Consider the following 21,478-nt stretch of genomic DNA (forward strand, 5'->3'; position numbering starts at 1 on the left):
CCCCGTCAGGGGCGCGGGGAACTGCGCGACCAGCCGCACACGGCCCGCAGTGAAAGAAATCAGGCCAACAACCCCGAAGACCGCCAAAGCCGTCGGCCGACACCCCGCATCACGCCGATGTCGTCCAAGAAGTCAGTCAAGCGCTTGGCGCCCGTCTGCATGACCTCCCTGCGGTGCCCGCTCGCCTTCACCTGGGCCACCGCCTCCCGGCGGTCGAGCCCGACATTCGTATACACCTCGGGGTTCACGAAGGCGATGGAGAAGACCCGCGCCGCCTCACCGCAACTGACCCGCGTCAGCGCCCGCTCCCAGGCAGGCGCCGTCACCATCTGGCGCCGCAACTCCTCGCGGGCGTACCGGACATGACGGGCTTCCTCGACCACGTGGATGCGGGTCACGCCCCGGACGAGGGTCTGGACGCGCTCGTCGGGGAAGACGAGCCGCTGCATCCAGTCGAGGATCTCCTCGCCGAGCAGCGTGCAGGCGAAGGACCCGGGCGTGGTGGAGACGGTCTTGAGGACGCGGGCGAGGTTGTGGTTGAAGCGCGTGACGGGGTAGGTCGGGGCGCCGCCCTTCTGGATCATCCGCGCGAACATCATCGAGTGCCGGCACTCGTCGGCGATCTCGGTCAGCGCGTACCGCACGTGATGGCTGGTCAGCGACTTGTCGTAGATGTGCCGCACGAGGAGCTGCATGAGGATGATCTCGAACCAGATGCCGAGGGACGCGAGGGAGGCGGCCTCGTGGCGGGCGAGGTCCATCCGCTGTTCCTCGGACATCCGCCGCCACATCGGGGTGTCGTAGAGGGAGACGAGCTCCGGCGGCCAGAACCACTTGCCGTCCTCGACCGGTGCGTCCCAGTCGAGTTCCTTGTCGGGGTCGAAGGAGTGCTTGGCCGAGGACTCCAGGAGCCGTGCGGCGACCTGTTCCCGGTCCTTGAGCAGGCCGAGCGCGTCCCGCAGGCCCTCGAGCGAAACGTCTTCCGGCACGGTCGTCATGACTGCTCCTGGCATACGGCTGTGGGTTACCGGCGGTCACCACTTATGAGACTGCTTGTCAGTAAGGTCGTCAATCCCTCGCGCACGACTTGTTGACCCCGCATCTAGGAGCGTGTGAGCCTGCCCGTATGTCGACGCATGAGCTCTACACCAAGCCCATCGGTGAGCCCAACTGGCAGGTTCCGTCGGCCAGTTCGGCCCGCTTCAGCTGGGAGTACGACGAAGGGCGCGACCGTCTTCTTGCCCTCTACCAGAAGGGCAAGGACAAGCAGTGGGACGGCATGAAGCGCATCGACTGGGACCTGGAGGTCGATCCGTACGACCCCCTCGGCACCCCCGACGAGTCGATGACGCTCTACGGCACGCCCCACTGGGCGAAGATGACCGACAGGGACAAGGGCGAGCTGCGCAAGCACTACACCTCCTGGCAGTTCAGCCAGTTCCTGCACGGCGAGCAGGGCGCGATGGTGTGCGCGGCCCGCATCGTCGAGTCCGTCCCCGACCTGGACGCGAAGTTCTACTCCGCGACCCAGACCATGGACGAGGCGCGGCACGCGGAGATCTACGCCCGCTTCCTGCACGAGAAGATCGGGATGCTGTACCCCGTCAACGACAACCTCCAGGCGCTGCTCGGCGACACCCTGCGCGACTCCCGCTGGGACATGCCCTACCTCGGCATGCAGGTCCTCATCGAGGGGCTCGCGCTCGCCGCCTTCGGCATGATCCGCGACACCACGGACAAGCCGCTGCCCAAGCAGATCCTCGCGTACGTCATGCAGGACGAGGCCCGGCACGTGGCGTTCGGGCGGATGGCGCTTCGCGACTACTACCAGCAGCTCACGGACGCGGAGCTGCGCGAGCGCGAGGAATTCGTCATCGAGGGCTGCTACTTGATGCGCGACCGGCTGCGCGGCGTGGAGGTCCTGGAGAACTTCGGCATCCCCAGGGCGCAGGCCGACGAGTACAGCGAGCAGTCCGAATTCCTCGCCCTCTTCCGGAAGTTGCTCTTCTCCCGCATCGTGCCGTGCGTCAAGGACATCGGCCTGTGGGGCAAGCGCCTGCAGCAGGCGTACGTCGACATGGGCGTCTTCGAGATGGGCAACGCCAACCTCGACCAGCTCATGGCCCAGGACGAGGAGATCGCCGAGAAGCTGGACGCCGAGCGCTTCGCGGCGGAGGAACAAGCGCGCGTGGCGGAGGTGTCGGACGCGATATGGCGCCCCGAAAGGGGCGCGGGGAACTGCGCGACCAGCCACAACGAACCCGCAGGTTCATGACCGCGCTTCCAGCGGAGCGCTTAGCGCCGCCTCCATCACGGCCTTCGCGATCGGCGCCGCGCTGCCGCCCCCGCTGATGTCCCCGCGGTCCGCCGCCGCGTCCTCGACGACCACCGCGACCGCCACCGCGGGCTCCCCGGCGTCCGCGGCCTGCGCCCAGGAGACGAACCAGGCGTACGGCGTGCCGGAGTTGTCGATGCCGTGCTGGGCGGTGCCCGTCTTGCCGCCCACCGTCGCCCCGGGGATCGCCGCGTTCGTCCCCGTCCCCTCCTCGACGACGTCGGTCATCATCTCGCGCAGCTGCATCGCCGTGCCCGGATTCATCGCCTGGTGCAGGGACTTGGACCCGGTGGTGTCGACGACGTCGCCGTTCTCCGTGGTCGTACGGTCCACCAGATAGGGCGACTTGACCGAGCCGCCGTTCGCGACGGCCGCCGAGACCATCGCCATCTGCAGCGGCGTGGCCCGGGTGTCGTACTGGCCGATGGCGGAGAGGGCGAGCTGCGCCTTGTCCATCGAGGTGTCGAAGTTGCTGGCCGCTACGGACGAGGGGATCCGCAGGCCGCTGTCGTTGAACCCGAAGTTCCGTGCCGTGCCCACCATGTCGCTCAGCCCCGTGTCGACGCCGAGCTTGGCGAAGACCGTGTTGCACGACCACGCGAAGGCATAGCGCAGCGAAGCGTTCGTGCAGCCGTCGACCTCGTTCGTCAGCTGGGTGCTGGTGCCGGGGAGCGTGTACGGGTTCGGGGACTTGGTCGCCGCGTCCAGGTCCGTCACCACGCCCGCGTCGAGCGCCGCGGCGGCCGTCACCACCTTGAACGTCGACCCCGGCGGATAGGTCTGGCGGATCGCCCGGTTCAGCATCGGCTTGCTGGAGCTCTCGTTCAGCTCCGCCCAGGCGTCCGCCACCGACTGGCTGGTGCCGGAGAGCCGTTCGGGATCGTACGAAGGGGTGCTCACCAGCGCGAGGATCTTCCCGGTGGACGGCTCGATCGCGGCGACCGCGCCCTTCTTGCCGCCGAGCCCCGTGTACGCGGCCTGCTGAACGGCCGCCTTGATGGTGGTGACGACATTGCCGCCGGGGTTCTGTGCGCGCGTGATGTCGTTCCACAGGGGGAGCGGGGCGAGCATCGGGTCGGTGCCGGAGAGGATGTCGTCCTCGGCGTTCTCCAGGAAGGTCGTGCCGTACACCTGCGAGGCGAAGCCGGTCACCGGGGCGTACAACGGCCCGTTCTTGTACGTACGTTCATAACGGAGCTGCTCCCCGGTGTCCTTGGAACCGGTGACCGCGCGGCCGTCGACGAGGATGTCGCCGCGCGGCTGGTCGAAGCGGACGATGGCGTTGCGGCGGTTGGCGGGGTTGTCGTCCAGGGACTCCGACTCGACGACCTGGACGCGGGTCGCATTGATCAGCAGGGCGATGAGGAGCAGCGCGCAGAACGCGGCGGCGTGCCGGATGTACTTGGTCATGCGGCCTCCTCGCCGACGGGCTGGCTGCGCGCCGAGTCGCTGACCCGGATGAGCAGCGCCACGATGATCCAGTTGGTGACGACGGACGAGCCGCCCTGCGCGAGGAACGGCATCGCCATGCCGGTCAGCGGGATCAGCCCCATCACGCCGCCCGCGATCACGAACACCTGGAGCGCGACGATCGACGCGAGCCCGATCGAGAGCAGCCGCCCGAAGGAGTCGCGCAGGGCGAGGCCCGCCCGGTAGCCGCGCTCCACGAGCAGGGCGTAGAGCAGGAAGATCGCGCAGAGCCCGGTGAGGCCGAGCTCCTCGCCCGCCGTCGCCAGGATGAAGTCCGACTTCGCGGCGAAGCCGATGAGGATGGAGTGGCCCATGCCGAGCCCGGTGCCGAGCATCCCGCCGGCCGCGAACGCGAAGAGGGACTGGGCGAGTTGGTTGGGTCCCTGCCCCGCGTCGATGGAGGCGAAGGGGTGCAGCCAGTCCTCCACGCGGCTGTGCACATGCGGTTCGAGCGAGCCGACCGCGAACGCGCCGAGCGCGGCGAGCAGCAGGCCGACCGCGATCCAGCCGGTGCGGCCCGTGGCGACGTACAGCAGGATCACGAAGAGCCCGAAGAACAGCAGCGAGGTGCCGAGGTCGCGTTCGAGGACGAGTACGCCGACGCTGAGCAGCCAGATGGCGACGATGGGTCCGAGGACGCGGCCGGTGGGCAGTTGGAGGCGCCGGAAGCGCCAGATGGTGCGGCCGGTGTAGGCGAGCGCGTTGCGGTTGGCCGCGAGATAGCTGGCGAAGAAGATCGCGAGCAGGATCTTGGCGAACTCGCCGGGCTGGATGGAGAATCCGCCGATCCTGATCCAGATCCGGGCGCCGTTCACGGCGGGGAAGAAGATCGGCACGATCATCAGGACCAGCGCGGTGACCACGGACAGATAGGCGTAGCGCTGCAGCACGCGGTGGTCGCGCAGGAACAGCACGACGGCGATGAACAGGCCGACGCCGATGGTCGACCAGATCAACTGGGTGGGCGCGGCCTCGTCGTTCGGGGTCTCCAGGTCGAGCCGGTAGATGAGCACGAGGCCCAGGCCGTTGAGGAGCACCGCGATCGGCAGGAGCAGCGGATCGGCGTACGGGGCACGGAAGCGGACCACGAGGTGCGCGACGAGCGCGAGCACGCCGAGCCCGGCGCCGTAACCGGCGGCGCCGGGCGGAACGGTGCCGTTCTTGGCGAGGCCGACGTCGCAGTAGCCGTACACGGAGAGCAGGACGGCGACGACGAGCAGCGCGAGTTCGGTGCCACGGCGCTTGGGGACGCGGACGGCGGGGACCGCGGGGGGAGCGGAGCCCGCTTTTGTTCCGGTCATGCCGGGAACGTAGCAAGCAACCGGCCCTAAAGTCCGTTTATGTCGACTATGTCGACCTTTAGGGGGAGCCCGGGGCGCTCAGCACCAGCGCGGGGCCTGCCCGATGTTGGCGATGTAGTGCGCGGCGCCCCACGCCCAGGTCCCGTCCGTGAGGAGGTACCAGAGGTTGTTGTGGCCGATGTGGTCGCCGGTCGTCTTGCAGAAGATGGTGACGACCTTGCCGTACGGCTCGCTGCGGACGACCTGGCTGCCGCGGGTGGGGGCGTCGCGGAGCAGGAGCCCGGTCTTGGCCGTGACGCGGCCCTTGTAGACGGGCGGCGGGTTGTTGGCGTCGTCCAGGGCGACGGCGGGGCCGGCGACGGTCAGCACGGCGAGGGCGCCACCGGCGCCGAGTATGCCGAGCCGGGTGGCGGTGGTCCGCAGGGACATGGGGCCTCCTTGGGGAGTGTTGCGGCATCGCTTAAGCCGCAATTCACCGTAAGAGGGGCATCTTGCGCGCGCAAAGGCGAGATGTGCCCCGTCAGGGGCGCGGGGAACTGCGCGAGCAACCACGAAAAAGCCGCAGTCGCGTCTGCTCGGTACTCCGCAGACGCGACTGCGGCTTTTCGCGCGCTGAGCGCGCAGTTCCCCGCGCCCCTTACGGGGCGCTGTCCTCGGCAGGCTCCGCGTAAGGCAACGTCAGCGTGGCCACGGCCCCGCCGTCCTCCGCGTTGGTGAACGCAAGCCGCGCGCCGAGCACCCGCGCCTGGCCGAGCGCGATGGTGAGCCCCAGCCCGTGCCCCTTGGTCGTCCCCTCCGTACGGAACCGCTGCGGCCCGTGCTCCACCAGGTAGTCCGGATAGCCGTCCCCGTGGTCCCGCACGGTGACGACGGGCCCGTCGACGGTCACGAGCACCGGATCGCGCCCGTGCTTGAGCGCGTTGGCGACGAGATTGCCGAGCACCCGCTCGAGCCGCCGCCGGTCGGTCTCCACGCACACGTCGCGTACGACGACGAGTTCCGTACCGGCGCCGGAAGAACGTACGACCCGCTCCGCCAGTGGAGCGAGTCGATGGGCGTCCAGGTCCACCCGCTCGCTCTTCGCGTCGAGCCGGGAGATCTCCAGGAGGTCCTCGGTCAGCGTGCGCAGCGCGGCCACCCGGTCCCTGACCAGTTCGGTGGGGCGGCCCGGCGGCAGCAGCTCGGCCGCCGCGTGCAGGCCGGTCAGCGGGGTGCGCAGCTCGTGCGCCACGTCCGCGGTGAACCGCTGCTCGCTCAGGAGCTTGCCCTGCAGCGAGGACGCCATCGTGTCCAGGGCGCCCGCCACCGCGGCGACCTCGTCCTGGTGGCGCGGCGTCCCCTTGGCGGACGGGCCCGAGTGCGGGTCGTTGACGCGTGCGTCGAGGTCGCCAGCGCTGATCTTCCTGGCGACCTGCGCCGTCAGGTGCAGGCGCCGCGTCACGCGCGTCACGGCGAACGCGCCGACCAGGAGCGTCGCGCCGATCGCGAGGACGGAGGAGCCGAGGATGGCCCGGTCGAGGCCGTCGATGGTGCGGGCGCCCTGGGCGTAGTCGACCCGGACGGCGATGGCCCGGCCCCCGTCGGCGGGCCCCGCGGCCCACATCGTCGGCCCGGACTCGTGGGCCGCGACCATCGTGCCGCGCTGCCCGCTCACCGCGAGGTCCCGCAGGCCCTGGGGCAGGCCCGCCGGGTCGACGCCCGCGCCGGGGCCGAGCCGGTCGCCCGCCTCGTACCGCTCGGTGACCTCTTCGAGGCGGCTGAGGGCGCGTTCGCGGGCCTGGCTGACGGTCTGGTTGGTCACCGAGACGTGCACGAGCGCGCCGAGCATGGCGGCGAGTCCGCAGCACATGACGGTGATGAAGACGGCCGCCTTCCAGGTGAGCGTCGCCGTCCAGGCGGGAAGCCGCGGCCCGCGCGGCTGCCGGCGGCTCATCGGCCGGCGCTCTCGGTGGGGGACGCGCTCCGGGAGGGCGAAGGGCGGGGCGTCTTGGGGCGGGGCGCGTTCGCCGAGCGCACGATCTCGTCGCGGGTCGGCAGCATCGTCTTCTGGTGCGCGTCCCAGGACCAGACGGTGTGGTACTCGTACCCCGGCAGGCTGGAGATGGCGCGGATGATCAGGTCGCGCCCGGCCAGCTCCACGCCGAGCACCGCGTCGCTCATCTCCATGATCTGCGTCAGCTGCCCGTCCTCCTCGGCGTAGACGCGGATGTCGAGATTGTCGTCGGGTGTGGAGACGCCGACGATCAGGTCGTCCTTGCCGTCGCCGGTCAGATCGCGGTAGTACGCCTTGAGGACGGGGCAGCGGCCCTTCGCGCCGGAGTTGTCGTGGGCGCAGTCCGCGAGCCGCTCGACGGTCTTGCGGTACGCGGAGTCGGTGGGCTCGTACGTCCCGGGGTTCTCGGTGAAGTCCGCGCGGACGACGTCGGCCGGATCCACCTTGTGCAGATCGCCGTCCGGCACCTTGACGCCCTTGACCTTCACGCTCTCTATGGCGCCGTAGTCCTCGGCGGGCGCGGACGGCGACGGCAGGTCGGGCCACAGGTGTGCGGGGCCCTCGGCGGTCGGAGTCGCCCCGGCACTACGCAGCCCGCCCGGGTCGCCGCAGCCGCCGGCGAGGAGCGCGGCGGCGACGATGAGGGCCGCGGCGACCGCGGTCCTGCTGCGCTTCACAGCACTCCTGCCTGCCGCGGGGCGCGGCCTGTCGTGACACCAGGCCTGTTGTTACGACACCAGGTCGGCGTAGAGAATGATGTTGTCCGAGCGGTGACCGCCCACGATCGGCCCGCCGCAGGTCAGCAGGCGCAATTCGGGTCGGTCGGTCGCCCCGTACACCTTATTGGTGGGGAAGTCCTTCTTGTCGACCTGCTGGATCTCGCGGACCTTGAACGTCGCCGTGCTGCCGTCCGCGCGCGGCACCTCGATGGTGGCACCGACCTTGACCTTCGCGACGTTCTTCATCAGCGCGGGGCCGTTCGCGGTGTCGTAGTGCGCGACGATCACGGCGGCGCCCTTCTCGCCGGGCGTGACGCCGCCGGTCCACCAGCCGGGCTCCTCCGCCTTGTCCACCGGCGGCACCTGGAGTTCCTGGTCCGCGCCCACGCCCAGATCGAGCATCGAGGTGGCGTCGACGCCCGCCGAGGGGATCCGCAGCCCGGTCGGCTTCGACGCCTTCAGCGGAGCCGTGGCCTGCTTGGCCTGTGTGGTGGCGGCGTTGTGGACCTTCACGTCGGGCGCGGGGTCGCCCTTGCCGCCCTGGCCGCAGGCGATCAGGCCGATGCCGAGGGTCGCGATGAGGGCCGCGGAGGCGGCGATGCGGGTGGTGTGGCGGCGGGGCGGCCCGGCGGGCGCCTCGGCGGGCTCGAAGTCGGTGGGCGTGCTCACGGGGACTCCTGGGGGAGGGGAGGGGCTGAATGTCGGCCCCTGTGGAGGGGGTGATTCAGCCCCTCCGGCGTTGGTAGGAGCGGGGTCTGGGGGGTCTCAGGGATGTCAGGAGTCCGTACGGCCCCGGCGCAGCATGGCGAAGCCGAGCCCCGCCGCCCCCGCCGCCGCCATGCCGCCGCCCGCCACCAGGAAGGCCGGGTCGCCTGCGCCGCGCACGCCTTCCGCACCGGCCTTGACGCCGCCCTTGGGCGTGACGGTCTTGTCGCCCGTGCGCGGCTGCGGGGTGGCCTTCTGGTCCTTCTTGCCGGTGTCCTTCTTGTCCTTGCCGTTCAGGTAGGTGATGCCGATGTGCCCGTTGGAGGGGTACAGCTCGTACTTCACGCCGCCCTGCGTCACCGTCGGGTGGGTCGCGGAGAGCGTGGCGATCTGCTGCCCCTTGAGGGAGATCGTCGCGACGTACGAGCCGCCGCGCTTCTGGATCTTGGCCTTGGCGCCGTTGCCGAGGGTGACCTCGTAGACCTCCGCCTTGGGCTGCTGCGTCGGCTGCTGCGACGGCGTCCGGTCCGGTGCCGGGGGCTGGCTCTGCGAGGCCGTCGGTTCGGGTGACGGCGTGTCCGCGAAGGCACCGGCTGCCGGTATGAGCAGGGCGCCACCGACGAGGGTGGAGACGGCGGCGGTACGGAGGAGGGTGTGGCGGCGGTGGGTGCTCACGGGGCGTTCCTTACGGTCGGTCGGCTGGTCGCTCCGGTGCGATCGGGTGGACAGCTACGAAGTTAGATGTCCGCTATTGCGGCACTTCGTCGGCTATGTAACAGCGCGCCATAGCTGTGCAGGCAGTGCCGTTACGGGACCGCAGGGACATCGCGGAGGGACCGGGCGAACTCGGCTCAAAGACGCCCCAACTTCCGTCCGCCGCAACCGGCTTCTTGCCCCGTGGCGTCCGGCCTGCTCCCATGGTCGAGGGGGTGGTGGTGCATGAGCGGACTGCGCGTCGTACCGGCTCGGAGGCATGGCCAGGAGCGGTTGTACGTCTGCCTCGCGGACGGCAGGAACGTGGCGTGGTACGACCGGGAGTCGTCCCGCGTGAACCTGCTGAGCGAGGACCGCGAGGCCGAGGTGCTCGACGCCCTCGCGCCCTTTCTGACCGGCCAGGTCGCGGTGGGCCCGCCACCGGTGCCCACACCCGTCGAGCTGGCCCGCCTCGCCCTCCACCCCGACGACGACCTCGCCCCGAACCGGTCGGGCGAGGCCCTGCGGATCGAGCTCGAGCGCGACCCGGTGCCGCCCCGCAGGCTGCGCGGCGACGCCCGGCACCGCGCCCTCGCCGCGGAGCGCGCGGTCGGCGACGCCCTCGACGGGCTCGAAGGCGCGGGCTGGCGGGTGCTCCACTCGATTCCGCTGCCCGGCGGCGCCCGCATCCACCATCTGCTGATCGGGCCCGGCGGCCTGTTCTGCGTGGGCACCCTCGCCGTCCGCAAGCAGCGGGTGCGCATCGCCGACCCGATGGTCACCGTCGGCCGCGGCGACCCCGTCCCGCTCCTGCGCGGGCTGCGGTCCGACGCGGGCCGGGCCTCCTTTGCGCTGACGGCGGAGGTCCGCCCCGTCCTGGCCCTCGCCGGGACGGGGGTGGCGGACCTGCACCTCGCGGCGCCACCGCGCGATGTGCGGGTCCTGCGCGAGGCGGACCTGCCGGGCCTCGCCCACCTCGGCGGGGTCCTCAAACCGGCCGACGTGGAGGCGCTGCACGCGCTGGCCAGGGACCGCCGCACCTGGCAGCGGGTCTGACCGCGCGCTGCCCCTCCGGTGACTACAGGTTGTCGCCCCAGCCGCCCTGGATCATGGTCTGGAAGGCCCAGGACCCGCCGCGCCTGATCAGGATGTCGGCGTAACGGAGCCGCTGCGTCTCGCCGTGGGCCGTCATCACTGAGTCGGTGAAGACGACGGCCATCGCGGGGGAGAGGAAGACGGGCGTGCGCGTGGACTCGAAGGTGATGTCCTCGCTCCCCTCTCCCATCACATGCGTCATGGTCGTCACGAACTGCTCGCGGTCCCACTGCGCCGCCCGCCCGTCGCCCGCGGAGTCGTCGCTGACCAGGTTGAGCGGGAAGACGGCCAGGTCGGCCATGCGCTCCACGTCGCGCTTCGCGCTGTGCGCGTCGTACGCGGCGAACCAGGCGTCCAGGCTCGCGCGGTCCTCGTCGGTCGGCACGTATCCGGTCTCGGGAAGAAGGGTCACGCGGTCTCCTCCGTGGTCCTCGATGATTCATCAAGTTTGACTACTGGCTGACAGGAAAGGTATGCCGCGAAGTCGGGCTAGTCAAACTTGATTAATGGTGATGCCGGTCACGTACGAACCCGCACGGGAGGAGCCCTCACCGGAAGCGCACCACGACCGCCGTCGCGTGCCGGGTCGTGTGCTGCCGCACCTCGACCAGGACCACCGGCTCCGCGGGCAGCGCCGCATACGTGACCTCGCCGATGCCGATCGCCGTCGCGACGCCCTCGCCCGCGGGCTCCGGCAGCAGCTGGGCCGCGGCCGACCGCACCGCGGGGGACAGCGGCGACGACACCACGGGCGTGCCGTCCCCGGGCAGCACCAGGACCAGCGCCTGGGGGCGTGCGGGGCTGCCCGTGCAGCCGACGACCACCGCGTCGCGGGTGTCGCTGTGCCGCAGCTTCAGCCACGCGCGCGTGCCGCCCCGGTACGCACCGTCGAGCCGCTTGATCACCAGACCCTCGACGCCGGTGGCGGGCAGCGTCTCGTACCAGGTCAGGGCCAGTTCGCGGTCGGTCGTCGAGGGGACCGCCTGGAGGGGCGGACCGAGCGGCTCCAGGAGTCGTACGAGACGGGCCCTGCGCTCTTCGTAGGGTGCGCCGCGGATGTCCTCGCCGTCCTCGGTGAGCAGGTCGAACGCGGCGTACGAAGCGGGCAGGGTCCTGGCGAGGAGGGCGGCACGCGCGCGCGTGGCCGCCGCCCGCTGCTGCACGGCGGCGAAGTCGATGCGCCCCTCGGCCCACACCACGACCTCGCCGTCCAGGACCGTACCCACGGGCAGCCGCCCCGCCGCCTCCGCGAGGTCAGGGAAGGCGGTCGTGACCAGGCGTCCGGAGCGCGCCTGCAGCGTCACCCGGCCGTCCGCCGGGCGGTGGACGACCAGGCGGTGCCCGTCGAACTTGGGCTCGTAGGCCCAGCCGCCGCCCTCCGGCAGCGCGCTCACGGACTCGGCGAGGGCGACCCGCACCGGCGGCGCCGGGTTCATCGCGCCGCCCGTGCGGGCAGCGGTCTGGCCCGGTTGAGGTTGATGAGCGGGCCGAGCAGGTCCCCGTACCGCCGAAGGCGCGGCGCGATGTCGTCCGCGAGGAAGACAAGGCGCGCCGGGTCGTCGCAGTCCTCGATCTCCGCCCAGGTCACGGGGGTGGAGACGGTCGGCTCGGGGCGGGCCCGCAGGGTGTAGGGGGTGGCGGTGGTCTTGGCGGCGGCGTTCTGGCTGAAGTCGACGAAGACCTTCCCCGGGCGCAGGCTCCGCGTCATCCGGTGCACGACGAGCCCGGGCAGCGCCCGCTCGGCCTCGACGGCCAGGTCCTTCGCGTACGCCGTGACCCGTTCGGCGGGGGTCGGTTCCAGCGGTACGAGCAGATGCAGTCCCTTGCTGCCCGACGTCTTCGCGTACACGTGGAAACCGTCCGCCGTCAGCCGCTCCCGCAGCCACAGCGCGGCCCGGCAGCACTCCACGACGGTGGCCGGGGCGCCGGGATCCAGGTCGAGCACGAGCCGGTCGGCCCGCCCCGGGGCGTCCGCCTGCCACTGCGGGGTGTGGAACTCGGTCACCAGATTGGCCGCCCACATCAGGGTGGCCAGGTCCTGTACGAGGATCTGCCGCGCGGTGCCGTCGGAGCGGGGCACGTCGGCGGTGCGGACCCATGAGGGGGTGCCCGGGGGCACGTTCTTCGCGAAGAAGCGCTGTCCTTCGGGGCCGTCCGGGTAGCGCAGGAAGGAGACGGGCCGGTTGTGGAGGTGGGCGAGGAGGGCGCCGGCGGTGCTGGCGTAGTAGTGCAGCATCTCGCCCTTGGTGAAGCCGCCCGCCGGATACAGGACCTTCTCCAGGTTGCTGAGCGCGAGCCGCCGCCCCTCCACCTCGGTGATCGGCGTCATACGATGAGAGTCCCACAAAACGGCACAAACAGACCGTCCCCCCCATCCCAGCGAGAGGTGCCGGACGTGCGATCCATATGGAACGGTGCGATCTCCTTCGGCCTGGTCAGCATCCCGATCAAGCTCGTGAACGCCACCGAGAACCACTCGGTCTCCTTCCGCCAGATCCACACCGAGGACGGCGGCCGGATCCGCTACCGCAAGGTGTGCGAGCTGGAGGAGCGCGAGGTCACGTCGGCGGAGATCGGCAAGGGGTACGAGGACGCGGACGGCTCGATCATCCCCATCACGGACGAGGACCTGGCCGCGCTGCCCATCCCGACCGCCAAGACCATCGAGATCGTCGCCTTCGTCCCCGCGGACCGCATCGACCCGCTCCAGATGGACACCGCGTACTACCTCTCGGCGAACGGGGTGCCCGCCGCCAAGCCCTACACGCTGCTGCGCGAGGCGCTCAAGCGGAGCAAGAAGGTGGCCATCGCCAAGTTCGCGCTCCGGGGCCGTGAGCGGCTCGGCATGCTGCGCGTGGTCGACGACGTGATCGCCATGCACGGACTCCTGTGGCCGGACGAGATCCGGGTCCCCGAAGGCGTCGCCCCCGACGCGCACGTCACCGTCCGCGACGCCGAACTCGACCTGGCGGACGCCCTGATGGACACCCTCGGCGAGGTGGACATCTCCTCGCTCCACGACGACTACCGCGAGGCGGTCGAGGAACTCATCGCCGCGAAGGTCGAGGGCACGGCCCCCGCCGGGCAGAGCCCCGCGGCCGATGCGGGCGGCGGCAAGGTCATCGACCTGATGGCCGCCCTGGAGAGCAGCGTCCGCGCGGCCCGTTCGGCGCGGGGCGAGGCCGCCGGCGACGACGCGGTGGCGGACGTGACCCCGCTGCCCGCCCGCCGCGCCAAGTCGGCTTCGGCGTCCCGCAAGTCGGCTCCCGCGACGCCCAAGCAGGTGGGCGGCAAGAAGTCGACGGCCACCAAGAAGAAGGCGGCTGCGCCCGCGCCCGCGAAGAAGACCGCGTCGAAGCCGGCGCAGACGGCCCGCAAGACGGCCACGGCGACGAAGAAGACGACGCAGAAGAAGTCGGCCACGACGAAGAAGACGACGGCGAAGCGGCGCGCGTCGGCGTGAGCGGGGCTGGGGGCGCGGCCGGGAGCGCGGGCCGGTCTTGTGCCCCCGGGCCGGTCTTGTGCCCCCGGGCCGGTCTTGTGCCCCCGGGCCGGTCCTGTGCCCCCGGGCCGGTCCTGTGCCCCCGGGCCGGTCCTGCGCCCCGCCCCCGCCGGGCGTCACCCCACCCGGGCGTCCTCGGTCTCGGTGCGGCTCAGGGCGGCGGCGAACACCTTGCTGATGTACGGCAGATGGGCGTCGAGGAAGAAGTGGCCGCCCGCCAGCACATGGCAGTCGAAGGAGGCGGACCGCGTCTCCTGGGCCCAGGCCTGGGCGCCTTCGAGCGTGACGCGCGGGTCGCTCTCGCCGGTCAGCACGACGACCGGGCAGTCGAGGCGGGGACCCTCGCGGTGGACGTGGTCGTCCAGGAGCTGATAGTCGGCGCGCATCGGCGGCAGGATGAGCGGCAGCAGATCGGGGTCGTCGAGGAGTTCGTCGGCCGTGCCGGACAACTGCCGCATGTCTTCGAGGAGTTCGGCGTCGGTCAGCTCGCGGGCCGGGCGCGGTCCCGCGTAGCGCTGGGGCATCGAGGGTGCCTGCCGTCCGGAGACGAACAGGGCCACGGGCGGCCGTCCCTCGGCCGTCAGGCGCCGCGCGGTCTCGTACGCGATGACCGCGCCCATGCTGTGCCCGAACAGGGCGAGCGGCGCGTCGCCCGGGCGCTGCGGGAGCGCGCCGAGCACCGCGTCGACGATCTCGTCCGCCCGCTCGGCGAACGGCTCGCCGTGCCGGTCCTGGCGGCCCGGGTACTGCACGACCAGCGGCTCCACCGCGCCGCTCACGGCGGCCGAGAAGGGGTGGTAGGCACTGGCCGAGCCGCCCGCGTGCGGGAAGCAGAGCAGCCGGGTCGCGGCCTCGGGGGTGGGGTGGAAGCACCGTATCCAGTCGCTCACTTGCCGCGTCCTCTCGTGATGTGTGGTGCGTGCGTCGTGCAGGTGTCGTGTATCGCCCGTGCTCACATCTGTGGCTCTGTACGTCCCGGACAGGATGTCACCCCTTGGCCCGAGCCCAGGCGCTGACGAACAACTCGTGTACGGGGACGGGCGCAAGCAGCCGCAGGAAGGGGCCCGTGGTCTCCCCTGCCGTGTCGGAATCGGCCAGGTGGAGGCCGAGCTTGGCGGTCTCCAGCGGCAGGTGCGGCGCCTTGACCTCCGTCCAGCCGCCCGGCACGAACGCCGTGCGTCCCGCGCGCGGACGCTTGTCCGTCCGCACGGCGCCCGCCGCGACCAGCTCCGCCTGAACGGCCTTGTGGCGGGCGGCCGTCCAGGAATTCCAGCGCCGGATGTCCCGGTCGACAGGACGCGCCAGGGCGAGCAGCTGCAGATGGAGCGCCGCCGCGTCCGTCCCGACGCCGAGCGTCCCGGCGACCTCGGCGACCAGCTCGGGGGCGCTCAGGCGCGGGTCGAGCTCGTAACCGCCCGCGGGGACCGGGGATTCGGCGGCGCGCTCGACCATGCGGGCCAGGCCGCCGCCGTCGTACAGCGTCTGGATCTGCCGTACGCGAAGGAGCAGGTCCGGCAGGTCGAGCTGCGCGCACAGCCGCTCCACGCGCGCGACCTTGCGGGGATCGTCGAGGCCGCGGGGGCGGATGAAGACGTCGCCCCAGCGCCCGCCTGCGACGATCAGCCCGTCGTCGTACGCCACGACGGGCTCGCCGCCGCTGCCTCCGCTGCCGTCGCCGTACGCACGGGCGCGGGCCTCGTCGGAGAGCCGCACGGGATGCCGGTCGGGCCCGAAGTGGCGCTCGAACCCGGCAGGGCCGCCCGGGACTTCGTGCCGTCCCAGGGGCAGGAGCAGGTCCGGGGAGCGGAGCCAGTCGCTCAGCTTTCCGTACAGCTCGGCGGCCCGCCGCTGGGCGAGGTCGCCGACCGGGCGCTCGGTGAGGGCCCACGCGAGGACGGAGGGCAGCGTGAGGTGGGTGAGGTCCCAGGTGTACGCGGGGCGGAAGGGAGAGCCGTCCGGGCGGGCGTGGTGGGGGTCGAGGCCGCCGTATCCGTTGTCGAGGAGGACGCGATGGCGGGGGTCGGTCGGCACGTCCTGCGCCGTGGAACCGGCAAGGACCAGGGCCCAGTCGGCGCCGAGGCCGAGGTCGCCCGCCAGGGCGTCGGCGAGGTCCTCGTCCACGTACGGCCGCGCGCCGATCCGCTCGTTCCACACCCCGGCCATGCGCCGCGCGGCGGCGACGGCACCGGGGCCCGTCCACAGCTCCGCGAAGTCGGCGGCGTCGGACGGCAGTCCGGCGGCGAGGATCTCCCGCCGTCCGGCGAGGCCCAGCTTCGCGAACGCGTCGCGGTACTCCTGCTGGATCTCCTTGCCCGCGCGGTAGGGCGCGGCGCGCAGCAGCTTGCGGTGCTCGTCGGGGTCGCCCCTGCCGGGCAGCCCGTCGAGCACGAGCCGCCCGACGGCCCGCCGCACCCCGGTCAGACGGCAGAACTCCTCGACGGCTTCGGCCCCCGGGGCGAAGGGGCCGTGCGCGCCGAGCAGTTCGAGCAGACGGCCGATGCGCGCGGCCTCGTCCCGCTCGACCACCACGGTCACCGGGTCCTCCGTCCCGTCGGGCGCGGGCTCCGAGGCCCGCTGCACGAAGCGCAGCACGGGGTCGGGGCGCTGCGCGAACCGGCGGTCGGCGAGCGCGGAGGCGACCACGCGGTGCCCGGCGGCCCGGCATGCGGCGATCGCGGACTCGGGGGCCCGGCCGGTGCGCCAGCCTTCCCCCTGACCGGTGCCGCCGCCCTCGCCCCCGGGCGCCGCGAACGGCTGCTCTCGCCACACCCGCAACAGCTCGGCCAACGCCGCCCGTTCGGCATCGGGGGTGGACGCGGTGGCCGTGCGCCAGGCGACCGCGTCGGTGTGGCCGAGCAGCGGGGTCCAGTCGGCCGGGGGAGCCGGGGTGCTCAGGCGGCGGGTGTCGTCGTCGATCTCGCCGCGGAGGAAGAGCCCGTCCGCGGCCAGTGCCGTGAGTGTGGCGGGGAGCGGTCCCGCGGGGGCCGGTGCGTGGCCCCACGGCTCGTCGAGGACGGCGCGCAGCGCGGCCTTGAGGTCGGAGTCGGGGATCTCCGCCCGCGGCGCGACCGGCGAGGGCGCCCGCATGATGTCGACGAGCCGCGACAGCTCGACGCGCCGCCGCAGGATGTCCGCGGCCCGCAGGGCGGTCCGTACGACCGCGTCGGCGATGTGCTCCTCGGTCACCCCGGGCAGCAACCGGCCGAGCACGTCCCGCACTTGGGCTGCGGTGCCGCCCTGCCGCGCCGCGTCGAGCAGGGCCCGCGCCGTGCCGTCGGTGGCCGCGCGCAGGGCCTGGGAGGACGCCGGGTCGCGCGGCGTGAGGAAGTGCCAGAAGGCGGGCGGCGGCGCGGGCAGCCGCCCCGCAGTGTTCAGCCGGTCGCGCTTCTCCAGGCCGCGCCCCGCACCGCGCAGGCGCAGCCAGTCCTTGTCGGGGAAGCCCGGCAGCTCCCACAGGAGCGAGCCGTCCGCCGCGGAGTGGCAGCGCACCCGGTCGGTCTCGGCGAGCACACCGTCCTCGCCGCCCCCGGGCATGCGCAGGATGCCCCAGGGCGTCTGCCCCTGCCGCGTGATGCGGAACTGGGCCCGGCGTCCGTCGATGCCCTCCAGGGCGAACCGCCGGGTCTTCTCGGGGTCGCGGGTGCGGTGGAGGACGCGGCAGCCGACAAGGCCGTCGGCCTGGCCCAGCGGCGAGGCGCCCGCACCGGCGGGCAGCCGCGCGAGCGAGATCTCGTCCGGGTCGAGCGCCATGCCCTCCTCGGCGGCGGGCGCGCCGGGGAAGTCGGGCAGGCCGCCCGGTGCGCCGCGCTCGCCGGTGGCCGGGTCGAAGCGCGCCCAGGCGTCCCGTCCGCCGCGGCGGAATCCCTCGTTCCCGAAGTGGCTCGAGCCCCAGTACCGGCTGCCGTCGCTCAGCTGCTGCTCGTGGTCGGCGATGCCGCAGCGGTCACCGGGGCGCAGCACGCGCTGCCCGTCGTACCGTCCCTGGCCGTCCGCGCTCTCGAACTGGAACCCGAGCGCGCCGTCGATCGACCCGCCGAACGGCACCATGCCCAGGGGGTCTTCGGGCCGGAACACGTCGTCGGGCCTGTCCGACCAGAAGGCCTGGCTGACGAGCGGCATGACGTCCTTGACGCTCCAGCCCACCAGGAACCGTCCGCCCGCATAGTGCACCGTGTGCATCGTGGCGTCGTCCGGGATCCCGAACTCGCAGACCGCGCGCCGCCGTTCATGGTCGACGGCGATGGCGCGCCCACGGGAGTACACGGTGAGCACGGGCCACGTGCAGGTGACGGACAGCGCGTCGCCCTCGGGGAACTCGGCGAGCGCCTCCTCCAGGGCGGGCCAGCCGAACTCCTCGACCAGGCCGCCCCGCAGCGCCCGGCCGAGCGGCCCGACCAGGTCCAGCTCCGCCAGGGCCTCCGCCAGGCCGCCGAGCGCGGCCACGGTGGGCCGGTCGAGCAGCGAACCGAGTTCCTGGAGGGCCTCGTCGGCCCCGGCGACGCCGCCCCCGCGCAGCTCCTTGAGGAGCCGCTCGATCCGCTCGTGGACCTCGGCGCCGATGCCCGCGTTGTCCGGAAGGAGCGCGAGGGCGGTGCCGCGCCGCACGCGCGCGTGGACGGTGCCTTCGAGCCGCGCGCCGAAGACGGGGTCCTCCGCGAGGGCCTTCAGGTCCCGGTGCGAGCGCTCGCCCCAGTAGTGCAGCCCGACCCGCTCGCCCGGGTCGTGCACCGGGACCCCGGCCGCGATGCAGGCGTCCAGGAGGTCGGCGTCGAGGCCGGTGTAGGAGGACCACTTGGTCCGGTGCAGCCGGACACTCCGGTCTTCGCCGCGCAGTCGCGGCGCGATGCGGGCCACCAGGTCGAGGAGCTCCACGGGCATCTGCCGCCGCCGCACCCCGCCGCCCTCGCGCTGGAAGGCGTACGCCGCGGAGAACCGCTCGAGCCACCCGACGAGACCGCCCTGGGGCACCGCGCGCCCCGCGGTCACCGCGTCGAGCGCGCCGCAGGCGTCCAGCATCCGCAGCCAGGCGCCGCCGTCGGTGTCGTTGGTGGGGAAGATCTCCCACAGGTCGCCGCTCAGGGCGTCCCCCGCGGGCTGCCCGGAGGCGGTGAACACCCGTGCCGCCGCGTCGAACAGGGCGTCGGGCACGGCCTTCCCCGCGGCCCTGCGCAGCGTCTCCCCGAGTACCCCGGCCTCTTCCGCGACGCCGAGTCCCGCACCCCGCGCGGACGCCCGCACGCGTGTCGCCAGATCCGCGCCGAGCCCGGCCGGGGAACCGGCCCAGGCGTCGAGGAAACGTACGAACTCCTGATGGGCCCGCTCCCCGGGGAACGCGGCGGCAAGCGCCCGCTGGTGGGCGCCCATCTCCTTGGCGGGCAGGGCTCCCGCGCGCGCGTAGAGCAGCGCGTTCGCCACCTGGAACGTCTCGTCGACGGGCAGCCGGTGTTCCTTCTCGGCCCGCCGGGCCAGGCCGTACGCCTTCCCGGCGTGCCGGGGGCCGAGGCCGCAGAGCCGGTGCCCCACGGTGTCCCAGAACCACGGCAGATGGGCGGGCGGCAGCCGCTCGGCCCGCAGCGCGAGCACTCCCATGGCCTGCCCGGGCTTCTCGTACGCCCCGCGCAGGTCGTCCCGCACCGTCTCGACCAGGTCCTCGGCGGAGCTCAGCGCGGCGGGGTCGTGGGCGCGGACCCAATCGACGTACACGGTCGACGAGTTCGCCCGGCGGGGGAGTGCGACAGTCATACGAGCGATCATGGCACGCAGCACTGACAACGCCGGGGCGGCCGGGACAGGGCCGCCCCGACCGTCCCTGAGGGCCTACTGGCCGGTCGACCTGCCGAAGTACTCCAGCTCGGCGATGGCCACCTGACGCTTGTCCGACGCCCCGTACGCGGAGCGCAGCACCAGCCGCGCGGAGACCGCGTCGCGGACGCGCACGTCGACCTTCTGCACGCCGCCGTCGTTGATGCGGCGGTGCATGGTGCGCTCCTTGCCCGACGAGTCGGTCACCACGAGGTCGAACTCCATGGGCCTTGCCTGCTCGGCGGCCTGCGCGGTGCGCGGCGAAGTGCCGGGCGTGATCAGCAGGTTGAGCAGATCGGTGGGCTGGCCGAACTCGGCCTGCAGCCACTGGCCCGCCGAGTCGCCCGAATAGCCCGTCCCCCACCAGGTGTTGGAGTAGCCGTCGAAGGCCACCTTGGGGGCGTGCTTCGGCGCGGAGTGCGAGGCGCTGAAGGTGGTCGGGCGCACCGGGACCCGCTTGGCGAAGTGGTCCTGCACGGCCCGTGCGGCGGGCGGCCCGCCGAAGATGCCGCCGAGCACCAGGCCGACGACCGCAGCGGCCACCAGGGCGCGGGCGATCCAGCGGGTGCGGTCCCGGTTGAGGCGCGGCCGCTGACCGGCGTACGGGCCTTCGGCGGCCGGGCCCGACATGTCCTTCAGGGGGCTCGCGCAGCTGCGGCAGAAGTGCCTGCGCGGCGCGTTGAACGCCCCGCAGCTCGGGCACGGCGGCCCCGACTCGGGCTCGGCGGGCACGGCGGCCTGACGCACCCGCGGCCGCGCCGCCTCGGGCCGTCCGGGCAGCACGCCGCCGGGCGCCTCGGGGCGCGCGGTGGGCTCGGCGGCCTCGGGGACCGGCACGAGCAGCGACCTGATCGCCGTGTCGGAGTGCCCGGGCCGGGGCGGTTCGTTGCCGTCCGTCCCGGAGTGCGCCGCGGGCTGCGCGGGCTGCGCAGGGGCGGCGGGCTCGGCGGGCGGGGCGGGCGGGGTGGGGGCGGCCGTCGGCAGCGGGACGGTGGTCGCCGCGGCGCCGGGCACGGCCTCGCGCGCGTGGTCGGGCGCCGCGGCCGGGGGCAGGTCGGGCGTGGCGGAGTCCGCGGGGCCCGCGGTGCCCGTCGGGGCGGCCGGGGTGTCCCAGCGCAGGAACGCGCCGCAGGAGTCGCAGAACGACTGGCCGTGCTGCCGGGCCGGGGTGCCGCACTCGGGGCAGGGAGCGGTGCTGGAAGGGGAGTTGGGGGTGTCGGACATCTCAGGCTTCTCGGGCATTCTCGTGATCCTTCAGGGAAGGTGCGGTGGTCACCTCGGCCGTGAAGGGGAGGTGGGCGGGGCGGGCCGCGGCGACGACGGCGTTGAGGCGGTGCGCGTCCACCGACGCGGGGTCGCGCACCCGCAGGGCGATGTGCAGGGCGGGGCGCGGGGTGCCGGGGAAGGCGCCGAGCGGGCGCGCCGACCACGTCGCACCGCCGCTCTCGGTGATCTCGGGACGGACGCCGAAGGCGAGTTCGACGGCGGCGGACAGACCGCGGCGGGTGCCGCGGACGCGGTGCAGGGCGACCGCGGAGGCCACCGCGTGGCGGCGCAGCGGCAGCGGCTCCGTGCCGTCGAGCTCCGTGCCGACCCAGTCCGTCAGCCAGCCGAGGAAGTCCTCGGGCGCCAGGGCGGGCGTGAAGTACGCCTCCAGGCAGTCCAGGACGGTGAACACCGGGGCCAGCACGACGTCGAGGCCGGAGACGAACCGCAGCGCGAAGTCGTCGTCGGCGAACACGGCGGGGAGCTGCTCGCCCAGCGGATGGGCGGAGGCCAGCGAGCCGACGGTGCCCCGGCGCGACGCGGGCTCGTGCCCGGCCCCGTACGCGGCGGGCGGTCCGCCGGACCCCTTCACCATGG

18 protein-coding genes are annotated in these 21,478 nt (G+C 72.9%); 3 read left to right on the top strand and 15 right to left on the bottom strand.

Annotated features, from left to right (window positions below):
* Nucleotides 1–59 precede the first annotated feature (59 nt).
* Nucleotides 60–998 (bottom strand): diiron oxygenase, encoded by a 939-nt coding sequence (locus ACFWZ2_RS05115; protein ID WP_384541977.1) that lies wholly within the window; start codon nt 996–998, stop codon nt 60–62.
* A gap of 128 nt (nt 999–1,126) precedes the next feature.
* On the opposite strand from ACFWZ2_RS05115, the gene ACFWZ2_RS05120 reads away from it, so the two are divergent.
* On the top strand, nt 1,127–2,275 hold the full coding sequence (locus ACFWZ2_RS05120; RefSeq protein WP_384541979.1) for a ferritin-like domain-containing protein: 1,149 nt from the start codon (nt 1,127–1,129) through the stop codon (nt 2,273–2,275).
* Here ACFWZ2_RS05120 and ACFWZ2_RS05125 read toward each other — a convergent pair.
* The 7 genes from ACFWZ2_RS05125 to ACFWZ2_RS05155 all read right to left on the bottom strand — a co-directional run bounded on the left by ACFWZ2_RS05125 (nt 2,270) and on the right by ACFWZ2_RS05155 (nt 9,198).
* Nucleotides 2,270–3,745 carry a peptidoglycan D,D-transpeptidase FtsI family protein gene (locus ACFWZ2_RS05125; RefSeq protein WP_384541982.1) on the bottom strand — a complete coding sequence of 492 codons (1,476 nt, stop codon included), beginning with the start codon at nt 3,743–3,745 and terminating at the stop codon, nt 2,270–2,272. The genes ACFWZ2_RS05120 and ACFWZ2_RS05125 overlap by 6 nt on opposite strands.
* Nucleotides 3,742–5,106: an FtsW/RodA/SpoVE family cell cycle protein gene (locus ACFWZ2_RS05130; protein ID WP_384541984.1), complete on the bottom strand. Its 1,365-nt coding sequence runs from the start codon at nt 5,104–5,106 to the stop codon at nt 3,742–3,744. The genes ACFWZ2_RS05125 and ACFWZ2_RS05130 overlap by 4 nt, the downstream gene beginning before the upstream one ends.
* 78 nt (nt 5,107–5,184) lie before the next feature.
* On the bottom strand, nt 5,185–5,535 hold the full coding sequence (locus tag ACFWZ2_RS05135; protein WP_384541987.1) for an SH3 domain-containing protein: 351 nt from the start codon (nt 5,533–5,535) through the stop codon (nt 5,185–5,187).
* Between the two features lie 208 nt (nt 5,536–5,743).
* Complete coding sequence (locus tag ACFWZ2_RS05140) at nt 5,744–7,039, bottom strand: ATP-binding protein (protein ID WP_384541990.1); 1,296 nt, start codon at nt 7,037–7,039, stop codon at nt 5,744–5,746.
* Nucleotides 7,036–7,776: a hypothetical protein gene (locus ACFWZ2_RS05145; RefSeq protein WP_384541992.1), complete on the bottom strand. Its 741-nt coding sequence runs from the start codon at nt 7,774–7,776 to the stop codon at nt 7,036–7,038. The genes ACFWZ2_RS05140 and ACFWZ2_RS05145 overlap by 4 nt, the downstream gene beginning before the upstream one ends.
* A gap of 51 nt (nt 7,777–7,827) precedes the next feature.
* Nucleotides 7,828–8,487 (bottom strand): class F sortase, encoded by a 660-nt coding sequence (locus tag ACFWZ2_RS05150; RefSeq protein ID WP_384541995.1) that lies wholly within the window; start codon nt 8,485–8,487, stop codon nt 7,828–7,830.
* A gap of 105 nt (nt 8,488–8,592) precedes the next feature.
* Nucleotides 8,593–9,198, bottom strand: a complete 606-nt coding sequence (locus ACFWZ2_RS05155; RefSeq protein WP_384541997.1) for a hypothetical protein — start codon at nt 9,196–9,198, stop codon at nt 8,593–8,595.
* Nucleotides 9,199–9,462: 264 nt separating this feature from the next.
* Between ACFWZ2_RS05155 and ACFWZ2_RS05160 the strand changes: the two genes are divergently transcribed.
* On the top strand, nt 9,463–10,272 hold the full coding sequence (locus ACFWZ2_RS05160; RefSeq protein ID WP_384542000.1) for a nuclease-related domain-containing protein: 810 nt from the start codon (nt 9,463–9,465) through the stop codon (nt 10,270–10,272).
* Nucleotides 10,273–10,294: 22 nt separating this feature from the next.
* Here ACFWZ2_RS05160 and ACFWZ2_RS05165 read toward each other — a convergent pair whose 3' ends face one another.
* The 3 genes from ACFWZ2_RS05165 to ligD form a co-directional block, all read right to left on the bottom strand.
* Nucleotides 10,295–10,723, bottom strand: coding sequence for a nuclear transport factor 2 family protein (locus ACFWZ2_RS05165; RefSeq protein ID WP_384542002.1), 429 nt, complete (start codon nt 10,721–10,723; stop codon nt 10,295–10,297).
* 136 nt (nt 10,724–10,859) lie between these two features.
* Nucleotides 10,860–11,747: an ATP-dependent DNA ligase gene (locus ACFWZ2_RS05170; protein ID WP_384542004.1), complete on the bottom strand. Its 888-nt coding sequence runs from the start codon at nt 11,745–11,747 to the stop codon at nt 10,860–10,862.
* Complete coding sequence (gene ligD, locus ACFWZ2_RS05175) at nt 11,744–12,640, bottom strand: non-homologous end-joining DNA ligase (RefSeq protein ID WP_384542007.1); 897 nt, start codon at nt 12,638–12,640, stop codon at nt 11,744–11,746. The genes ACFWZ2_RS05170 and ligD overlap by 4 nt, the downstream gene beginning before the upstream one ends.
* 66 nt (nt 12,641–12,706) lie before the next feature.
* On the opposite strand from ligD, the gene ACFWZ2_RS05180 reads away from it, so the two are divergent.
* Nucleotides 12,707–13,774, top strand: coding sequence for a Ku protein (locus ACFWZ2_RS05180; protein ID WP_384542009.1), 1,068 nt, complete (start codon nt 12,707–12,709; stop codon nt 13,772–13,774).
* Nucleotides 13,775–13,929: 155 nt separating this feature from the next.
* Here the strand turns inward: ACFWZ2_RS05180 and ACFWZ2_RS05185 are convergent, their stop codons facing one another.
* From ACFWZ2_RS05185 to ACFWZ2_RS05200, 4 genes are all read right to left on the bottom strand, one after another.
* A complete protein-coding gene (locus ACFWZ2_RS05185) occupies nt 13,930–14,703 on the bottom strand; it encodes a thioesterase II family protein (protein WP_384542012.1) in 774 nt (257 codons plus the stop codon).
* A 97-nt stretch (nt 14,704–14,800) separates the two neighbouring features.
* The gene (locus ACFWZ2_RS05190; RefSeq protein ID WP_384542015.1) at nt 14,801–19,555 is read right to left on the bottom strand and encodes a hypothetical protein; all 4,755 of its coding nucleotides are present in this window, start codon (nt 19,553–19,555) and stop codon (nt 14,801–14,803) included.
* A 75-nt stretch (nt 19,556–19,630) separates the two neighbouring features.
* Complete coding sequence (locus ACFWZ2_RS05195) at nt 19,631–20,857, bottom strand: NADase-type glycan-binding domain-containing protein (protein ID WP_384542017.1); 1,227 nt, start codon at nt 20,855–20,857, stop codon at nt 19,631–19,633.
* Complete coding sequence (locus ACFWZ2_RS05200) at nt 20,841–21,476, bottom strand: phage tail protein (protein WP_384542171.1); 636 nt, start codon at nt 21,474–21,476, stop codon at nt 20,841–20,843. The genes ACFWZ2_RS05195 and ACFWZ2_RS05200 overlap by 17 nt, the downstream gene beginning before the upstream one ends.
* Nucleotides 21,477–21,478: the final 2 nt, after the last annotated feature.

Origin of the sequence: Streptomyces sp. NPDC059002 (assembly GCF_042740435.1) — a bacterium.
Taxonomy (GTDB): Bacteria; Actinomycetota; Actinomycetes; order Streptomycetales; family Streptomycetaceae; genus Streptomyces.